This is a genomic window from Variovorax sp. 3319, assembly GCF_031456585.1.
In the GTDB taxonomy this organism is placed as follows: Bacteria; Pseudomonadota; Gammaproteobacteria; order Burkholderiales; family Burkholderiaceae_C; genus Variovorax; species Variovorax paradoxus_P.
Genome location: NZ_JAVDUZ010000005.1, coordinates 295,633 through 311,757 on the forward strand (window position 1 = coordinate 295,633; position 16,125 = coordinate 311,757).

The 16,125-nt window shown below is 65.1% G+C and carries 12 protein-coding genes; 6 read left to right on the plus strand and 6 right to left on the minus strand.

The window, feature by feature from the left end; all coding sequences use genetic code 11:
- The first annotated feature begins 29 nt into the window (after positions 1 to 29).
- Positions 30 to 4,175, plus strand: coding sequence for a chemotaxis protein CheB (locus J2X67_RS12955; RefSeq protein ID WP_309953552.1), 4,146 nt, complete (start codon positions 30 to 32; stop codon positions 4,173 to 4,175).
- A gap of 21 nt (positions 4,176 to 4,196) precedes the next feature.
- Here J2X67_RS12955 and J2X67_RS12960 read toward each other — a convergent pair whose 3' ends face one another.
- From J2X67_RS12960 to arsC, 4 genes are all read right to left on the minus strand, one after another.
- Entirely contained in the window at positions 4,197 to 5,567 is a 1,371-nt protein-coding gene (locus J2X67_RS12960) for an NUDIX domain-containing protein (protein ID WP_309953554.1), read from the minus strand.
- 46 nt (positions 5,568 to 5,613) lie between these two features.
- A complete protein-coding gene (locus tag J2X67_RS12965; RefSeq protein ID WP_309953555.1) occupies positions 5,614 to 5,817 on the minus strand; it encodes a hypothetical protein in 204 nt (67 codons plus the stop codon).
- A 95-nt stretch (positions 5,818 to 5,912) separates the two neighbouring features.
- On the minus strand, positions 5,913 to 6,653 hold the full coding sequence (gene arsH / locus J2X67_RS12970; RefSeq protein ID WP_309953556.1) for an arsenical resistance protein ArsH: 741 nt from the start codon (positions 6,651 to 6,653) through the stop codon (positions 5,913 to 5,915).
- Complete coding sequence (arsC, locus tag J2X67_RS12975; protein ID WP_309953557.1) at positions 6,619 to 7,065, minus strand: arsenate reductase (glutaredoxin); 447 nt, start codon at positions 7,063 to 7,065, stop codon at positions 6,619 to 6,621. Before arsC ends, arsH begins: the two co-directional genes overlap by 35 nt.
- 29 nt (positions 7,066 to 7,094) lie before the next feature.
- On the opposite strand from arsC, the gene J2X67_RS12980 reads away from it, so the two are divergent.
- The 5 genes from J2X67_RS12980 (at position 7,095) to J2X67_RS13000 (ending at position 10,929) form a co-directional block, all read left to right on the plus strand.
- Positions 7,095 to 7,418 (plus strand): metalloregulator ArsR/SmtB family transcription factor, encoded by a 324-nt coding sequence (locus J2X67_RS12980; protein WP_309953558.1) that lies wholly within the window; start codon positions 7,095 to 7,097, stop codon positions 7,416 to 7,418.
- Between the two features lies 1 nt (position 7,419).
- The gene (gene arsB, locus J2X67_RS12985; protein ID WP_309953560.1) at positions 7,420 to 8,454 is read left to right on the plus strand and encodes an ACR3 family arsenite efflux transporter; all 1,035 of its coding nucleotides are present in this window, start codon (positions 7,420 to 7,422) and stop codon (positions 8,452 to 8,454) included.
- Between the two features lie 132 nt (positions 8,455 to 8,586).
- On the plus strand, positions 8,587 to 9,366 hold the full coding sequence (locus tag J2X67_RS12990) for an exodeoxyribonuclease III (protein WP_309953562.1): 780 nt from the start codon (positions 8,587 to 8,589) through the stop codon (positions 9,364 to 9,366).
- Between the two features lie 42 nt (positions 9,367 to 9,408).
- Positions 9,409 to 10,104: an AP2 domain-containing protein gene (locus J2X67_RS12995; RefSeq protein ID WP_309953564.1), complete on the plus strand. Its 696-nt coding sequence runs from the start codon at positions 9,409 to 9,411 to the stop codon at positions 10,102 to 10,104.
- A 138-nt stretch (positions 10,105 to 10,242) separates the two neighbouring features.
- The gene (locus tag J2X67_RS13000) at positions 10,243 to 10,929 is read left to right on the plus strand and encodes an EAL domain-containing protein (RefSeq protein ID WP_309953566.1); all 687 of its coding nucleotides are present in this window, start codon (positions 10,243 to 10,245) and stop codon (positions 10,927 to 10,929) included.
- A gap of 78 nt (positions 10,930 to 11,007) precedes the next feature.
- Here J2X67_RS13000 and J2X67_RS13005 read toward each other — a convergent pair whose 3' ends face one another.
- Together J2X67_RS13005 and J2X67_RS13010 are read right to left on the minus strand one after the other, a co-directional pair.
- Complete coding sequence (locus tag J2X67_RS13005) at positions 11,008 to 12,900, minus strand: ATPase, T2SS/T4P/T4SS family (RefSeq protein WP_309953568.1); 1,893 nt, start codon at positions 12,898 to 12,900, stop codon at positions 11,008 to 11,010.
- 121 nt (positions 12,901 to 13,021) lie between these two features.
- Positions 13,022 to 16,066 carry a PAS domain-containing protein gene (locus J2X67_RS13010; protein ID WP_309953570.1) on the minus strand — a complete coding sequence of 1,015 codons (3,045 nt, stop codon included), beginning with the start codon at positions 16,064 to 16,066 and terminating at the stop codon, positions 13,022 to 13,024.
- Between the last annotated feature and the right edge of the window lie 59 nt (positions 16,067 to 16,125).

A 16,125-nucleotide genomic window follows, 5' to 3' on the forward strand; every position in this document is an offset into this window, starting at 1 on the left:
CGGGGCTGCGGCCCCGCAACGACATCTCAATGCCCACATCGAATCCGCCTTCGCCTTCTTCTACCGATGAAGGCAAGCTCACGCCCAGCACGCTGAGCTTTCCCGTCATCGGCATTGGCGCCTCCGCGGGCGGGCTGGAGGCGTTGATCCGCTTTTTCGAGGATATGCCGGCCGATGCAGGCATGGCGTTTGTCGTCATCCTGCATCTGTCGCCCAGGCATGAGAGCAATGCAGCTGAAATATTGCAGCGCTCTACCCGGATGCCCGTGATGCAGGTCACGCAACCGGTGGCGATTGAAGCGGACCATGTGTACGTGATTCCGCCCGGCGTCGAGCTGACGATGAACGACGGCTACCTGCAGGCCGTGCGCAGCGAGCGCGTCAAGGGCCAGCACCTGGCGGTGGATGTGTTCTTTCGAACCATGGCCGAAGTGCACAGGGAGCGGGCCGTCTGCATCGTGATGTCGGGCACGGGCAGCGACGGTGCGGTGGGTCTCACCCGCGTGAAGGAGCACGGCGGCATTGCCATGGCCCAGTCGCCCGAAGACGCGGCGCACGACGGCATGCCGCGCGCCGCCATTGCCACCGGCATGGTCGACATCGTGCTGCCCGCGGCCGAGATGGGCGAGCACCTGCTTCAGCATTGGCTCAACGCGCAGCGCATTCGCATGCCTGGCGCCAACGACGAGCAGGCCGGGCTCGCGCAGGAACCCGACAAGGGAGATGCAGCCAAGGGGGCTGAAAAGGCCCTGCAAGAAATCATGGGCCTGTTGCGCACCTACACGCGGCACGACTTTCGTCACTACAAACGCGCCACGGTGCTGCGCCGCATCGAACGCCGCCTGCAGGTAAACCGGCTGGCAGACCTGCCGGCGTACCGCGACTTTTTGCGCGACCACCCCGAGGAGGCGGTGCCGTTGCTGCAGGACATGCTCATCAGCGTGACCAACTTCTTTCGCGACCCGGAGGCCTTCGACGCTCTCGAACTCGACGCGCTTCCCGGGCTGATCGAGAGCAAGCAGCCCGGCGAGCAGGTGCGCGCCTGGGTGGCGGGTTGCGCCACGGGCGAAGAAGCGTATTCGCTCAGCATCTTGCTGCGCGAGCAGATCGACAGGCACGCCAAGCCGCTCGACATCCAGATATTTGCCACCGACATCGACGGGCGCGCGATTGCCACGGCGCGCAGGGGGCTGTATGCACAGGGCATTGCGGAGGACATTTCACCTTCGCGGCTGCAGCAGTTCTTTGTGCCCGAGCAAGACCAGTACCGCGTGACGACCACGGTGCGTGAGCCGGTGCTTTTTGCCCTGCACAACCTGCTGTGCGATCCGCCGTTCTCGCGGCTGGACATCATCTGCTGCCGCAACCTGCTGATTTACCTGGACCGTGCGGCGCAGGCCCATGTGCTGGAGATGTTTCGCATTGCGCTGCGGCCGGGGGGCTACCTGTTCCTGGGCACTTCGGAGTCGATCGATGCGGTGGGCAGCCTCTTTACTCCGGTCGACAAGAAGAACCGCATCTACCGCGCCAACCCCGAGTTGCCGAGCGGGCGCCACATGCCGCTCATCAGCGACGCGCCGTTCAAGCTGGGTTCGCCCGATCCGCTGGAAGCACTGCGCTCGCCCAAGCGCGCCGAGCGCGTGAGCTTTGCAGAGCTGCACCAGCGCGCGCTCGAGCAGTTTTCACCGCCCAGCGTGCTCATCAACAGCGAGCATGAGGTGCTGCACCTCTCGAGCGGAGTCGGCCGGTTTCTCGAGCGTGCCGGCGGCGAGCCGTCGAACAACCTGCTGAACAACGTGCGGCCCGATCTGCGGCTGGAACTTCGCACTGCGCTTTTCAAGGCTGCGCAAACGTCCCGCAGCGTTGAAACGCGGCTGGTGCAAAGCCGGGACGACGGGCGGCAGGTGTTCCTGAACATCACGGTGCGGCCGCTGCAGCAGGGCGAAGGCGAGGACAAGGACGCACCGCAGCTCACGCTCGTGGTTTTCGACGAGGTGGAAGACAGCGTGCGCCCCGAAGGCGGCGAGCCGGCCGATGCGGCGCGCGAGCTGCTCATCGGCCAGATGGAAGACCAGATCCGCCAGCTCAAGCTGCATCTGCAAGAAACCATCGAAGGCGCCGAAACCTCGACCGAGGAACTGAAGGCGTCGAATGAAGAGCTGCAGGCCATCAACGAAGAACTGCGCTCCGCCACCGAAGAGCTCGAGACCAGCAAGGAAGAGCTGCAGTCGATGAACGAAGAGCTGGTAACGGTGAACTTCGAGCTCAAGATGAAGGTGGAAGAGCGCGGGCACATCAACGACGACCTGCAGAACCTCGTCACATCGTCCGAGATTGCGACCGTGTTCGTGAGCCGCGGCATGCACATCAAGCGCTACACGCCGCATGCGAGCAAGCTGTTCAACCTGATTCCGTCGGACGTGGGGCGCTCATTGTTCGACATCACGAGCCGGCTCAACTACCCGGAGCTTGCGGAAGACACGGCCTCGGCCTTCAAGGACCTGCGCATTACCGAGCGGCACGTTGCCAGCGTGGACGGGCGGCACTTCATGGCGCGAATACTCCCGTACCGCACGGCCGAAGACAAGATCGAAGGCGCGATCCTCAACTTTTTCGACATTACCGAGCTGCGCGCCGCGGAAGAGAGGGTGCGCGCCGGCGAAGAGCGGCTGCGCATGGTGGCCGCAACCACGCGCGACTTTGCCATCATCACCAGCGACGAGCAGGGCCAGATCACCACGTGGAACGCGGGCGCGCAGCGCATCTTCGGCTACACCGAGGAAGAGATGATCGGCCGGCCCCTGGCAATGATCTTTACCGCCGAAGACCAGGCGAACGGCGTGCCCGAGCGCGAGATGCGCCGCGCGGTGGAGCTTGGCCGGGCCGAAGACGAGCGCTGGCACCAGCGCAAGGACGGCAGCCGGTTTTTCTGCAGCGGCGTCACCACGCCCATGGAGCCCGCCGCCGGCGGGGGCTTTGCCAAGATTGCGCGCGACATGACGGGCACCAAGCAGCATGAGCTTGCCCAGGAGCACAGGCTCTTCAAGGAAAAGAAGGCCAGCCTCAGCGCGCAGGCAGCCAACGAGCTGAAAGACAAGTTTCTTGCGGTGATGTCGCACGAGCTCAAGCAGCCGCTCAACCTGATCCAGATGAACGCCGAGCTGCTGATGCACATGCCCGCCACGGCAGAGGTGCCGGCGGTGCGGCGGCTGGGCGAAACCATCAAGCGTGCCGTGGCAAGCCAGACGCGCATCATCAACGACCTGCTCGATCTCTCGCGCATCCGCACCGGCAAGCTGCGGCTGAACCGCGTGGCCGTCGACCTGGGCGAGCTGGTGCAGACAACGGCGCACGCCGCGGTGAACGACGTGGCCGGCAAGAAGCTGGCGCTCGATGCGCACTGCGAAGCCGGCGTGCTGTGCAACGGCGACCGCATACGCATGGAGCAGATCGTCTGGAACCTGCTGAGCAACGCGGTCAAGTTCACTCCCGACGGCGGGCGAATTTCGGTGCGCGTGGTGGCCGAAGAAGACTTTGGCCGGCTGACCGTGGCGGACACGGGCTGCGGCATAGCGGCGGAGTTTTTGCCGCACGTGTTCGGCATGTTCAACCAGGCGAGCAGCGATGCGACACCGCCCAACGGCGGCCTGGGCATTGGCCTGGCATTGGTACACGAGCTGACGCGGGCGCACGGCGGCCGGGTCGAGGTGCATTCGCCCGGGCTGGGCCTGGGCACCGAGTTCAACGTGTGGTTGCCGCGGGTGGGCGCTGCCGTGGAAGCCGTGGTGGAAAAAGCGCCCGCCGAAGTAAGCCTGCGCGGCTGGCGCGTGCTTGCGGTGGACGACTATGCCGATGCGCTGGCCCCGTTTGCCGAAGTGCTGAGGCTGGAAGGCGCGATCGTCGACGTTGCACCAAGCGCTAAAAAGGGCCTGGAGCTGCTCGAATCCAATGCGTACGACCTGCTGGTGTCCGACCTGGGCATGCCCGAGATGGACGGCTACCAGTTCATTGCCGAAGTGCGCCGCAGGCCCGCTACGCGCGAGCTGCGTTCCATTGCCATGTCGGGCTTCGGCCGCCGCGCCGATGCGCGCCGTGCGCTCGAAGCCGGATTCAATGCACACCTGCCCAAGCCCGCATCCATCGATGAACTGAAGGCGTTGATCGGAAAGCTCTGAGCGTGCGGGTGTGTGCGCGGTTCAGGCGCCGCGCCGCAAGAGGAAGCCGTTGGCGGGTGCAATCCACTCGACCGAGCCGTCGTTCGCGTGCAACGCGGGCGCGCCGGTCGCACCCGTGAACAGCGTGCGTTCTTCGGTCAGCAGAAACTGAAGCGCATCGGGTGAGGGGCCGCCGGCTGCTGCCTGGGTTGCCAGGGTGGCGTCGCCCACGTCAAGCGTCTCGCCAGGTGCGGGCCAGCGCACGGCGGCATCGGGCCACGAGGAGCGCAGGCTTTCGAGCGAATCGACCGCGGCCGCTGTGCGCGGTGCGGTGGAGAGCAGCCACCCCACCTGGCCGGGCGCCGCGCTTCGCAGCAATACGCCGCTTGCGGCTGCCTGGTGCGGCTGAGAGACGATCAGCGCGCATGGGCCACGCTCGCCGCCGACGAAGTAGCTGTTCGAGCCCGGCTCGTCCGGCGATGCGCCGCCGCTGCCCGTTACCCGCCATACGCGGGCGGACAACTGCATGACCAAGCCGGCTTCGAGGGCATAGCGCGCATGGCCGGTGCCATCGGGATCGAGGCGGCCGATTTCCGGATAGGCCGCTTCGTCGATGTTGACCGCGCGGCGCCCCTGTGGCCCATCCGCCAGGCGCGGCATGTTCAGCACAATGCCGGCCAGGCCCCGTGCATGGGTCATGCAACTGGCAGTGCTTTCGAATGCGGCCAGCTGCTCGAGCGTGCGGCGTGTCACGTTCATCAGCTTGAGGCCGCGGTCCGGATGCACTGCATCGGCGGGCCTGAGCCACATGTGCTCGACCGTTTCGCGGCCGTCCGGCTTCACGCTTTGCCCGGCGGGCATCTGCGCAATGAAAAAGCGGGTGTCGAACCGGCGCGGCATGCCCGGCGGCGTGAGCCAGTGGCTGAAGTAGGCGAGCCGGTCGACCGCAAGGCGCCAGCCTTGCGCATCGCACATGGCCAGCAATGCGTCGGTGCCTTGCTCGGCGGCGTGGCGCATGGCCTCGAGGCGGGAAGCGGGCAGGCGGTCCAGCTCGACCACGCGGTCTTCGGCGTCGCTTGCGAACAGCACGCCCGCTTCTTCGAAGCATTCGCGCACCGCGGCGGCGTAGTAGTCGAGGCCGCCTTCGGCCACGCCAAGGCGCGCGCTGGCGGCTGCGTCGTCCAGGCCCTTGCACATCAGGCGCAGGCTGCGGTCGTGCGTGTCGACCACGCCCCCTGGGAACACGCTGGCGCCGCTGTTCTGGTCGTCGGCTTTTTCAGCGCGGCGCAGCATCAGCACTTCCATGCCGCGGGCGCCGTCGCGCAAGAGAATCAACGTGGCCGCATTGCGGATGGGGCGAGGCGCCGGCCGGGGCGGGTTTGCCGGGGTCGTCTCCGAAGGCTTGGCATTCATGGGCGACGATTGTCGGCCAACGAGCGCCTTGCCTGCTTTGCCGCGTTCAGTCCTTGGGTGTCAGCTGACCGGCCGCGCCGCCTGCCGAAGAGTTGGCGGACTTGCCGAGCGATGCGCCTTCGTTGACCTTGGGCGTGGCCACCGGGCCTTCGGACTTGCCGGTGGCCGGGGCGCGCCGGCCTGTTGCGGGCTGAACGGTTCGCGGGGCACGGACGGGGTCGGGCTTCGATGTCGATTTGGATGGGCTCATGCATACCTCCTGAACGAGCCCACGCTACCGGCGCCATTGCGCGCCGGTGTCGGACAGCCTGCATGCCGGCGTAGGACGGGGCGTGAAACAAGGCGCTAGATGGCGCGCTGGTTCACCCGCTGGGCCAGTTGCTCGGCGCTTTCGCGGCGCTCGCTGTAGCGGTCGACCAGGTAGCCGGCGGCGTCGCGCGTGAGCAGGGTGAACTTCACGAGTTCTTCCATCACATCGACAACGCGCTCGTAGTACGAAGAGGGCTTCATCCGCCCGGCTTCGTCGAACTCCAGAAAAGCCTTGGCCACCGAAGATTGGTTGGGAATAGTGAGCATGCGCATCCACCGCCCGAGCACACGCAACTGGTTGACGGCGTTGAACGACTGCGAGCCGCCCGACACCTGCATGACCGCCAGCGTCTTGCCCTGCGTGGGGCGAACGGCGCCAATGCTCAGTGGAATCCAGTCGATCTGCGCCTTCATGATGCCGGTCATGGAACCGTGGCGCTCGGGCGAGCACCACACCATGCCTTCGGCCCATTGCGCCAGGTCGCGCAGCTCTTGCACCTTGGGATGGTCGTCCGGCGCGCTGTCGGGCAGGGGCAGCCCGGCAGGGTTGAAGATGCGCGTTTCGCCGCCCATGGCCTGCAGGAGGCGCGCGGCCTCTTCGGTCAGAAGGCGGCTGTAAGAGCGGTCGCGCAGCGACCCGTACAGCAGCAGGAAGCGCGGTGCGTGGCGCGCCGGCTGGTCGACCGAGAAGAGCCGCTCCAGCGAGGGCCGGTCGAACAGCCCCGCATCGATGTTCGGTAGCTCAGGCAGCGCGGTCGACACGGCGGCCCTCCGCATCGATGACGGGTTCGCCGTCCTCCTTGTTGAACGCGCCCTTTTGCGGCGAAGGAAGAATGTCGAGCACTTCTTCGGAGGGGCGGCACAGCCGGGTGCCCAGCGGCGTCGCCACGATGGGGCGGTTGATCAGGATGGGATGCGCGAGCATGAAGTCGACCAGTTGTTCATCCGTCCACTTTGGATCGGCCAGCCCGAGTTCGGCATAGGGCGTTCCCTTCTCGCGCAGCAATTCTCGCGGCGACATCTTCATGGCGGCGAGCAGTTGGAGCAGCGTCTCCTTGCTGGGCGGCGTCTTCAGGTATTCGACGACGTGCGGCTCTGCGCCGCTGTTACGAATGAGCGCCAGCGTGTTGCGCGAGGTGCCGCACGCAGGGTTGTGAAAGATGGTGATGGATGGGTGGGGCGATTGCATCTTTCTAATTATGCAACTATTATTGAATTATGGAAGAACAAGATGTCGTCAAGTCCCTGGCCGCACTGGCCCAGCCGGTGCGCCTGCAGGTTTTTCGGGCGCTGGTGGTGGCGGGGCCTGCGGGGCTTACGCCTGGCGCGCTGGTCGAGGCGCTCGAAGTACAGGCCACCAGCCTGTCGTTTCACCTGAAGGAGCTGACCCATTCGGGCCTTGTGACGCAGGAGCGCAGCGGCCGCAACCTCATCTACCGCGCAGCCTTTGAACAGATGAACGCGCTTGTCGGCTACCTCACCGAAAACTGCTGCCAGGGCGAGGCTTGCCTGCCGGCGGCAGCGCAGGCATGTGCGTGCTGAGATGATCGGTTTTTTCGAGCGCTATCTCACCGTGTGGGTCGCAATGTGCATCGTGGCCGGCATTGCGGTGGGCCAATGGTTTCCTCGCGTGTTCCACGGCATTGCCTCGCTGGAGGTTGCCAACGTCAACGTGCCGGTGGGCGTGCTCATCTGGGTGATGATCATCCCGATGCTGCTGAAGATCGACTTTGCCGCGCTCGGGCAGGTCAGGGCGCATTGGCGCGGCATCGGCGTGACGCTCTTCATCAATTGGGCCGTCAAGCCTTTCTCGATGGCGCTGCTGGGCTGGATCTTCATTCGCCATGTGTTCGGGCCACTGCTGCCGCCGGCGCAGCTCGACAGCTACGTCGCCGGCCTCATCCTGCTGGCGGCGGCGCCTTGCACGGCCATGGTTTTCGTGTGGAGCCAGCTGTGCAGGGGCGACCCGTACTTCACGCTCTCGCAGGTGGCGCTGAACGACGCGATCATGGTGGTGGCTTTTGCGCCGGTGGTTGCGCTCTTGCTGGGGCTGTCGTCGATCACGGTGCCGTGGGACACGCTGCTGACTTCGGTCGGCCTGTACATCGTGGTGCCGGTGATCATTGCGCAAGTGCTGCGAAAGCAGTTGCTCAAGAAGGGCGCGGCGCACTTCCAGGCGGTTGCGGCGCGGCTCGCGCCATGGTCGATATCGGCGCTGCTGCTCACGCTGGTGCTGCTCTTTGCTTTTCAGGGCGAAGCCATCATCCGCCAGCCGCTGGTGATTGCGCTGCTCGCGGTGCCCATCCTCATCCAGGTGTTCCTGAACTCGAGCTTGGCCTACCTGCTGAACCGCAAGCTGGGGGTGGCGCATTGCGTGGCGGGGCCGTCGGCGCTGATCGGCGCGAGCAACTTCTTCGAGCTGGCGGTGGCCACGGCCATCAGCCTGTTCGGCTTTCAGTCGGGCGCCGCGCTGGCCACGGTGGTGGGCGTGCTGATCGAGGTGCCGGTCATGCTGCTGGTGGTTGCGGTGGTCAACCGGTCGCAAGGGTGGTACGAAAGAGGTGCTAACGCGCAGTGATGTGCACTGGTGTGCATTGAGGGTCAACCGGCGAGGCACGCAGGCCTTTGCACCGCAGGGCGTGTTCTCCGACAAGCCGCGGGCGGCTTTCGGGCCATCATTGGCCCAATTCGTTCTTGTTTCACAGTGCCCGTGAAGATCGCGACCTTCAACGTCAACGGCATCAACGGTCGGCTCCCCCGCCTGCTCGAGTGGCTTGAAGAGTCCCGCCCCGACGTTGCCTGCCTGCAGGAGCTCAAGTCGCCGGACGCGAACTTTCCGGCGGCGGCAATCCGCGAGGCGGGCTACGGGGTGGTGTTTCATGGCCAGCGCTCGTGGAACGGCGTGGCCATCCTCGCGCGCGGAAGAGAGCCCATCGAAACGGGCCGGGGGCTCGACGGAAATTCGGAAGACAGCCAGAGCCGCTACCTTGAAGCGGTGGTGAACGGCGTGGTGGTCGGCTGCCTCTACCTGCCCAACGGCAATCCGCAGCCCGGCCCCAAGTTCGACTACAAGCTCGAATGGTTCGAGCGGCTCAACGCCCATGCCAAGCGCCTCTACGGCTGCGGGCTGCCGGTAGTTCTGGCCGGCGACTTCAACGTGGTGCCGACGGACGCCGACATCTACAACCCCGCGTCGTGGCGCGACGATGCGCTGCTGCAGCCCGAAAGCCGCGCCGCCTTTTCGCGCCTGCTGGCGCAGGGCTGGACCGACGCGATCCGCACCCGCCATCCGGGCGAGGCGATCTATACCTACTGGGACTACTGGCGCAACCGATGGCCGCGCAACGCGGGGCTGCGCATCGACCACTTGCTGCTCAACGAAGAGCTGGCACCCCTCTTGCGCGACGCGAACGTGGACCGCGAGGTGCGCGGCCGCACCGGCGCCAGCGACCATGCGCCGGTGTGGATCGAACTCGACTTGCCCTCCTAGAATTCTTTGCCAATGCCAAAAGGTGTTCCGAACCCAGCTGCCATGTACGGGATCTACACCCGGCCGTGGGGCTTCGAGGTTTCGATCGTGAGGCGCGGCGTCAGGTATTTCCAGCAATTCGGCAAAGCGAGCTACGGCGGTGCAGAGCACGCGCTGCGGCAGGCACAGGAATGGCGCGATTCGATTGTGAGAAGCGTGCCCCCCGTTGCGCGGCGCGAGCGGGCAGAAAGGCTGCGGGCGAGCAACACCACGGGCGTGCCGGGTGTCTTTTGCCTGGTGTCGCCCGACGGAAGAGGGCTGTCTTGGCTCGCCAAGACCTACATTGCGGCTGAAGAAATATTGCGCGCCAATTTTCCGATTCACAGCTGGGGCGATGCGGCGCGCAACCTGGCCATTCAGGAGCGGGCGAACCAGCTCAAGCACATGACGGGCCTTGCGGCGCTGCATCCGGCTGAAGAAGCGATCCGCAAGTCGCACGGCGCGGCGCCCGCGGCTGCGGGGCCGCCCAAGCGTTCCCGCTCGGAGATCATGCGAAAGTCGAATTCGAGCGGCGTACCCGGCGTGCACTTCAAGCGGCCAAGGCCCGACCACCCCGGCTATTGGCTCGCCATTACCTATACGGCAGGCAAGGGCAGCGTGAGCAAGGCGTTCTCGGTAAAGGCCCATGGTTACGATGAAGCCAAGAGGCTGGCGGCCGCCGAGCGCACTCGGCAGTTGGCTCAAAAGGGCATTGGATAATCCGGCGCTTACATTTTTGCGCTAACCTGCCGCCCGTATAAGAAAATTTAACTAATTGAATTCCACCGCGGAACCCCACCTGTGACCATCCAAACAACGGCTAACTCCGGGTCTCCCGAGCCCGATTCCGGGTTTGTGATGGCTTTTCAGCCGATCGTGGACTTCGAACGCAGGGAAATTTTTGCGCACGAAGCACTGGTGCGCGGCATGTCGGGGGAGGGCGCCATCGAGGTGTTGGCACGCGTGAGTCCGCGGCACAGGTTCGCGTTTCATGAGGCCTGCCGCATCAAGGCCATCGAGTCCGCTTCCGCACTGGGCATGCAGACAAGGCTCAGCCTCAACGTGTGGCCCAACGACATCACGGAGCGCATCGACTGCTTTCATACCGCCATGGACACGGCCCGGCGGTGCAACTTTCCTGTGCACCGGCTGATGTTCGAGATTGCCGAGTGCGAGCGCGTGGCCGACCTGCCTGCGCTTGCCGCCGCCTTCCGGGCCCACAAGGCCTACGGTTTCACCTCGGCCATCGACGACTTTGGCGCCGCCTATGCCGGCTTCGAGCTGCTGGCGGGTTTTCAGCCCGACCTGGTGAAGATCGACATGGGCCTGGTGCGCAACATCCACACCGATCCGGTCCGGCTCAGCATCGTCAAGGGTTTTGTCGGCACCTGCGCCGAGCTTGACATCCGGTTGGTGGCCGAAGGCGTCGAAAGCTCCGAAGAGGTGCACGCACTGCAGGCGCTGGGCGTGGGGCTGTTCCAGGGCTTCTTGTTTGCCAAGCCGGCCGTCGAGATGCTGCCGCCCGTGGCGTGGGATGCCGCCTGAGCCGAACCGAACCGAACCGAACTGAACCGGCGCAGGCACGGCCAACGCGGCGCCGCCGTTGCATGCGGCGCCGACCCCTCAGACGTTGCTCGTCGCGCGGACCTCTTCGATGGTGGTCTTGCCGGCTAGGACCTTCTCGATGCCGTCCTGGCGCAAGGTGCGCAGGCCCTCGCGCAGGGCCGCTTCCTGCAGCTCTTCGGCACGCGCTCCGCCCTGGATCAGGCGGCGCAGCGTTTTCGAGACCACCATCAGCTCATGAATGCCCACGCGCCCGCTGAAGCCGGTGTTGTCGCAGTGCTTGCACCCGGGGCATGAATAGGCGAGCAGCTGGCCGTCCTGCCCGTAGTGGCGGTGCCAGCCGTGCCGTACCGACTCGCGTTCGGCCGGAGTGTCGTGCACGCCGAAAGAGTGCATGTAGTCGGCCAGCAGCTCCTCCACTTCTTCGGCGCGCATCGGCCGGCTGGTCACGCAGCGGCTGCAAAGGCGGCGCACCAGCCGCTGCGCCAGCACCGCCAGCAGCGAATCCGCAAAGTTGAACGGGTCCATGCCCATGTCGAGCAGCCGGGTCACGGTTTCGGGCGCGCTGTTGGTGTGCAGCGTCGACAGCACCAAGTGGCCCGTCAAAGAGGCCTCGATGGCGGTCCTGGCGGTTTCCTCGTCGCGGATTTCGCCCACCATGATCACGTCCGGATCGGCGCGCACAAAGGCCCGCAGCGCCTTGGCAAAGGTCCATTCGATGCGCGGGTTCACCTGCACCTGGCGCAGGCCCGGCTGGGTAATTTCGATGGGGTCTTCGGCTGTCCAGATCTTGCGCTCCGGCGTGTTGATGTGCATCAGCGCCGAGTGCAGCGTGGTGGTCTTGCCCGAACCCGTGGGGCCCACGCAAAGCACCATCCCGTAGGGCCGCTCCACCGCCTTGGTGAACTCCAGCAGGTTGCGTTCGGAGAGCCCGAGCTGCTCCAGCGCAATGGGCTTGGCCGAAGCCAGGATGCGCATGACCACGTCTTCCAGCCCGTTGGTGGTGGGGATGGTGGCCACGCGCAGCTCGATGCGGTGCTGCGGCGAGTATTTGGCAAAGTTGATCTTGCCGTCCTGCGGCTTGCGCTTTTCGCTGATGTCCAGGTCGCACATGATCTTTACGCGTGCGACCACCGCGTTGCGGTAGCTGGCCGGCAGCTCCAGGTGGGTGCGCAGCCGTCCGTCGCGGCGAAAACGGATGCGGGTTTTTTCTTGCCCCGGATAGCTTTCGATGTGAATGTCGGACACGCCTTCGCGGTGCGCGTCGACGATCATGCTGTTGATCATTCGCACCAGCGAGTTGTCCGACTGCTCGATGGTCGATTCTTCTTCGATCGCGGGAGTGGGGCGTTCCTTTTCAAGGGTCACCAGCAGTTCGCTGGTGGCTGCGGGCTCGAACTCCAGAGGCCGCGAGGGGTCATGCACGATGGTCGGGTCGAGCACCGTGTCGCTGCCGATCTTGCCGTAGGCCTTGTAGAGCACCGTATCGAGCACCAGGCATTCGCCGATGACCGGCACCACCTTCAGCTGCGAGATGAACTCCACCTCGTCGATGGCGGCATGCCGGCTGGCGGGGTCGTCCATGGCAACGATGAGCCGGCCTTCGTGCAGCATGAGCGGCATCACTTGCAGGCGGCGGGCAACCCCGTGGCTGATGGTGCGCAGGGCATCGATGGAAACCGGAAACACGTGCAGGTTGACCAGCGGGTAGCCCATCTTGCGCACGAGCGCGGCCTTCAGCTGCTCGCGTGTGACCACGCCCATGCGAACCAGCGTTTCGCCCAGGGGCACGCTGCGGTCGAGTTGCTGCTGGGCCAGGCCCTCGCGCAGCTGCTCTTCGGTAACCGCGCCCAGTGCCATCAGCGCCTGGCCGATACGCAGGATGGGCATGCGGCTTTGGACTTCAAGGGCGTGCAGCAGTTGCTCGGGCGTGACGATTTCGGTCGGCGACATGAATTTGAATCTCCTATGAGCCCATTCTGGGGGGGCCAAGGAGGCTTGTCAGCAGGAGCACACCGCATGCGAAGAGCCGTCGCCGCGCAACATCACTACCAAAGTTCTCAACTGAGGCGCATCAATCCGAAAAGCCGTACGTATTGCGTCCCGCGGACTTTGCGCGGTACAGCGCCGCATCGGCATTGGCGAGCAGTTCGGAAGGCGTGGCGGGCGGCTCGCTCGCGGGATGAAAAGCCACGCCGATGCTGGTGGTGACGCGAAGGCTCTGCCCATCGACTTCGAACGGCGTGTTTGCCATCTGGTCGACGATCTTTCGCGCGATGGCCTCCGCCGCTTCTCTTGTGTGCAGGTTTTCGAGCACCACCACAAATTCGTCCCCGGCAAGGCGCGCCACGGTGTCGGTGCTTCGCACACTGGCCAGGAGGCGGCGCGCATATTCGACCAGCACACCGTCGCCCGTGGCATGGCCGAGGGTGTCGTTGATGGTCTTGAAGCGATCGATGTCCAGGAACAGCACCGCCAGCGCGCATTGCGTGCGCTGCGCGCGGGCAATGGCGCCGGGCAAGAACTCGTTGAATGCGAGCCGGTTCGAAAGACCCGTGAGCGTGTCGGCGCGTGCCAGGTCGGTCAGCTTGCGCTCCACCGCCTTCAGCGCGCTGATGTCGAAGCTCAGCGAGAAAATGCCGCGGGTAATGCCGTCGGGCCCGGTGTCGGGCACGTAGCTCACACGCGTGATGCGGTCCGAATCCTTGGTGCGCATGTAGCCCTCGAACTCGACCCGCTCGCCGGCCAGGGCCCGCTGGATCATGGGCTTGCGCGAGATGTACAGCTCGGGGCCGGCCACGTCGCCGATGTGATGGCCAAGAATGGTGGAGGGCTCCACGCCCAGCCAGTCCCGATAAGTGGCGTTGGCAAAGGTGATCTTCTCTTCGCGGTCGATGTAGGTGATGAGCGCCGGCAGGTTGTCGGTGATGGTGCGCAGGCGCATTTCGCTTTCGGCCTGCCGCACTTCGGCCTTCTTCAGCGCGGTAATGTTGAAGGTCATCAGATAGAAGCCCAGCACCTTGCCGTCCAGGTCCTTGTCGGGAATCAGGTTGACCTGGAAATAGCCGGTCTTGCCGTGCAGCGGCGTGCGCACCGGAAACCTCACCGCCTTCCCCTCCCGCACCATGGGCAGGTAGGGCTGCTGCTGCCGGTACACCGTGTCGCCCACGGCCCTGCGCAGGTTCACGCCGATGAGCGGGCCGTCGTCCAGCCCCGCCATGCGCCGCGCCCGCACGTTCGCAAAAAGACAGTTTTCGTCGCTGTCGAAGTAGCTCACCAGCGCCGGAATGTTGTCGGTTACGTCGCGCAGGCGCTTCTGCTGCTCGGTAAGCGCCTTGCGGATGTTCACCTCGTCGGTAATGTCGAAGGTCATGGCGAACACGCCTTGCACCACGCCGTCGGTGTCGCGGTCGGGAATGTAGTGGGCCTTGAAGGTGCGGTCGCCAATGCCAATGGCCGGGTCGCCCGATTTTTCGATGACCACCGTTTCACCGGCAAGCGCACGCCGGTAAGAGTCGGCAACTATCGCGAAATCGTCCGAGCCGCGCACCTCCGGCATCGACCGGCCGATCATGGCCCTGTCCTTGTGCAGCGCCTTGACCTTTGCATTGACAAAGGTGTACCGCAGCGATGAATCCACATGCGACACCAGCGCGGGAATGTTGTCCGCAATGATCCGCACCTGCGCTTCGCTGTGCGCCAGGCTCATTTCAATCTGCTTGCGCTCCGTCACGTCGGAGGTCATGGCGTAGTAGCCGCGAACCTGCCCCGTCTGGTCGCGGTCGGGAATGAGCTCGGTCTGGTAGAAGCGGTCTTGCTCGCCACGGCGCGCATCGCCCCGGCTCTCGAAGCTGACAGCTTCGCCGGCCATCACGCGGCCAACCGCGGCGTCCAGTGCCTCGTTTTCGCCCGGTGGGCTGGCCGTGCGCCCGATGAGCTGCGCCGCGCCGCGGTCGAGCTTTTTGCAGAGCGGGGCGTTGACGAAGGTGTAGCGGCCTTGCGCATCCACGTGCGACACCATCGCCGGAAGGTTGTCGGTAATGTCGCGCAGGAACTTCTCGCTCGTCTTGCGCTGGCGCATCAGTTCGTCGAATGTGCGCGCAAGATCGCCTATCTCGTTGCGGGGGTAGGTGCGCGGCACGGCACTTTCCATGGCCGCGTTGTCGACGTCCAGCATGTGCCGGTGCAGGTACTTGAGCGGCCTGAGCTGCCTGCTGACCACCGCCAGTGCAACCGCGCCCGCTACCGCCGCGAGCACCAGCGCACCCACCCACGCTGCGCGCTCGATGGCGCCGACCCTGGCAAAAGCTTCCGCGGTCGGGTACATCGCCCCGATGATCCAGTTGGTCTGCTGGATGCGCTTGAAGGCATAGAGGCCCGGCACTCCTGCATGGTTGACGCCTTCGGCTGCGCCTTCGTAGCCTTCCATCGGGCGGTCGATCTCGGGGTTGCCCGTGCCCTTGAGACCCGTCTGGTTGACGACGAACTCAGTGCGCGGGTGGTCGATTACCACGCCCTCGGTGCTGGTGATGAAGAGGTAGCCGGTTTCGCCGAACTTCACATCGCCAAGCTCGCCCAGCAGGTTGCGCTCTTTCAGGTTGATGGCGCCCGAGATCACGTATTTCACTTCGCCCGCCGGGTTCCGCACCGGCTGGGTAATGGCAATTTGCCCCAGGCCGCTCAGCCGGTTGAGATAGGGCTCGGAGATGACGCCCGCCTTGGAAGCGATGGTCTGCTGGAAGTACGGGCGGTCCCTGATGTTGACGCTGCCTTGCTGCTGCGCACCGCTGAGGCTGGCGATCAGGTCGCCGTCGGCCGTGAAGAATGCAACGTTGCTGAACGCCTTGCGCAGCGGCTGGTGCTTTTCAAGAAAGGCCTGCAGCGCCGCCGTGTCGGCAAAGTCTTGCGACTCGACGCTGTTGGCAAAAGTCTCGAGCAGGGTGCGCCGGCTGATGAACTTTTGATTGACCGTGTTTGCAACGGCCGACAGCCGCGCGAACTCCTCGCTCTCGATCGATGCCTTCATGCTGGCCTTGACCAGGTTCAGGGCCACCGCGCCGATGGTGAACGTGGCCGCCAGGACCACCAAGGCAACGCCCAGGCCGAGGCGTGTATTCAAGCTGATGCGAATGTTCCGGAGACCTGATAAGTTCATTGGCGTGGACAGGCACCGCGATG

What these genes read in the sequence shown, in the direction of transcription:
- J2X67_RS12980 (WP_309953558.1), top strand. Translation starts at nt 7,095, where the DNA reads ATGGAAGAACAAGATGTCGTCAAGTCCCTGGCCGCACTGGCCCAGCCG.
- J2X67_RS12955 (WP_309953552.1), top strand. Translation starts at nt 30, where the DNA reads ATGCCCACATCGAATCCGCCTTCGCCTTCTTCTACCGATGAAGGCAAG.
- J2X67_RS12960 (WP_309953554.1), bottom strand. Translation starts at nt 5,567, where the DNA reads ATGAATGCCAAGCCTTCGGAGACGACCCCGGCAAACCCGCCCCGGCCG.
- J2X67_RS13000 (WP_309953566.1), top strand. Translation starts at nt 10,243, where the DNA reads ATGGCTTTTCAGCCGATCGTGGACTTCGAACGCAGGGAAATTTTTGCG.
- arsC (WP_309953557.1), bottom strand. Translation starts at nt 7,065, where the DNA reads ATGCAATCGCCCCACCCATCCATCACCATCTTTCACAACCCTGCGTGC.
- J2X67_RS13005 (WP_309953568.1), bottom strand. Translation starts at nt 12,900, where the DNA reads ATGTCGCCGACCGAAATCGTCACGCCCGAGCAACTGCTGCACGCCCTT.
- arsH (WP_309953556.1), bottom strand. Translation starts at nt 6,653, where the DNA reads ATGCGGAGGGCCGCCGTGTCGACCGCGCTGCCTGAGCTACCGAACATC.
- arsB (WP_309953560.1), top strand. Translation starts at nt 7,420, where the DNA reads ATGATCGGTTTTTTCGAGCGCTATCTCACCGTGTGGGTCGCAATGTGC.
- J2X67_RS12995 (WP_309953564.1), top strand. Translation starts at nt 9,409, where the DNA reads ATGTACGGGATCTACACCCGGCCGTGGGGCTTCGAGGTTTCGATCGTG.
- J2X67_RS12965 (WP_309953555.1), bottom strand. Translation starts at nt 5,817, where the DNA reads ATGAGCCCATCCAAATCGACATCGAAGCCCGACCCCGTCCGTGCCCCG.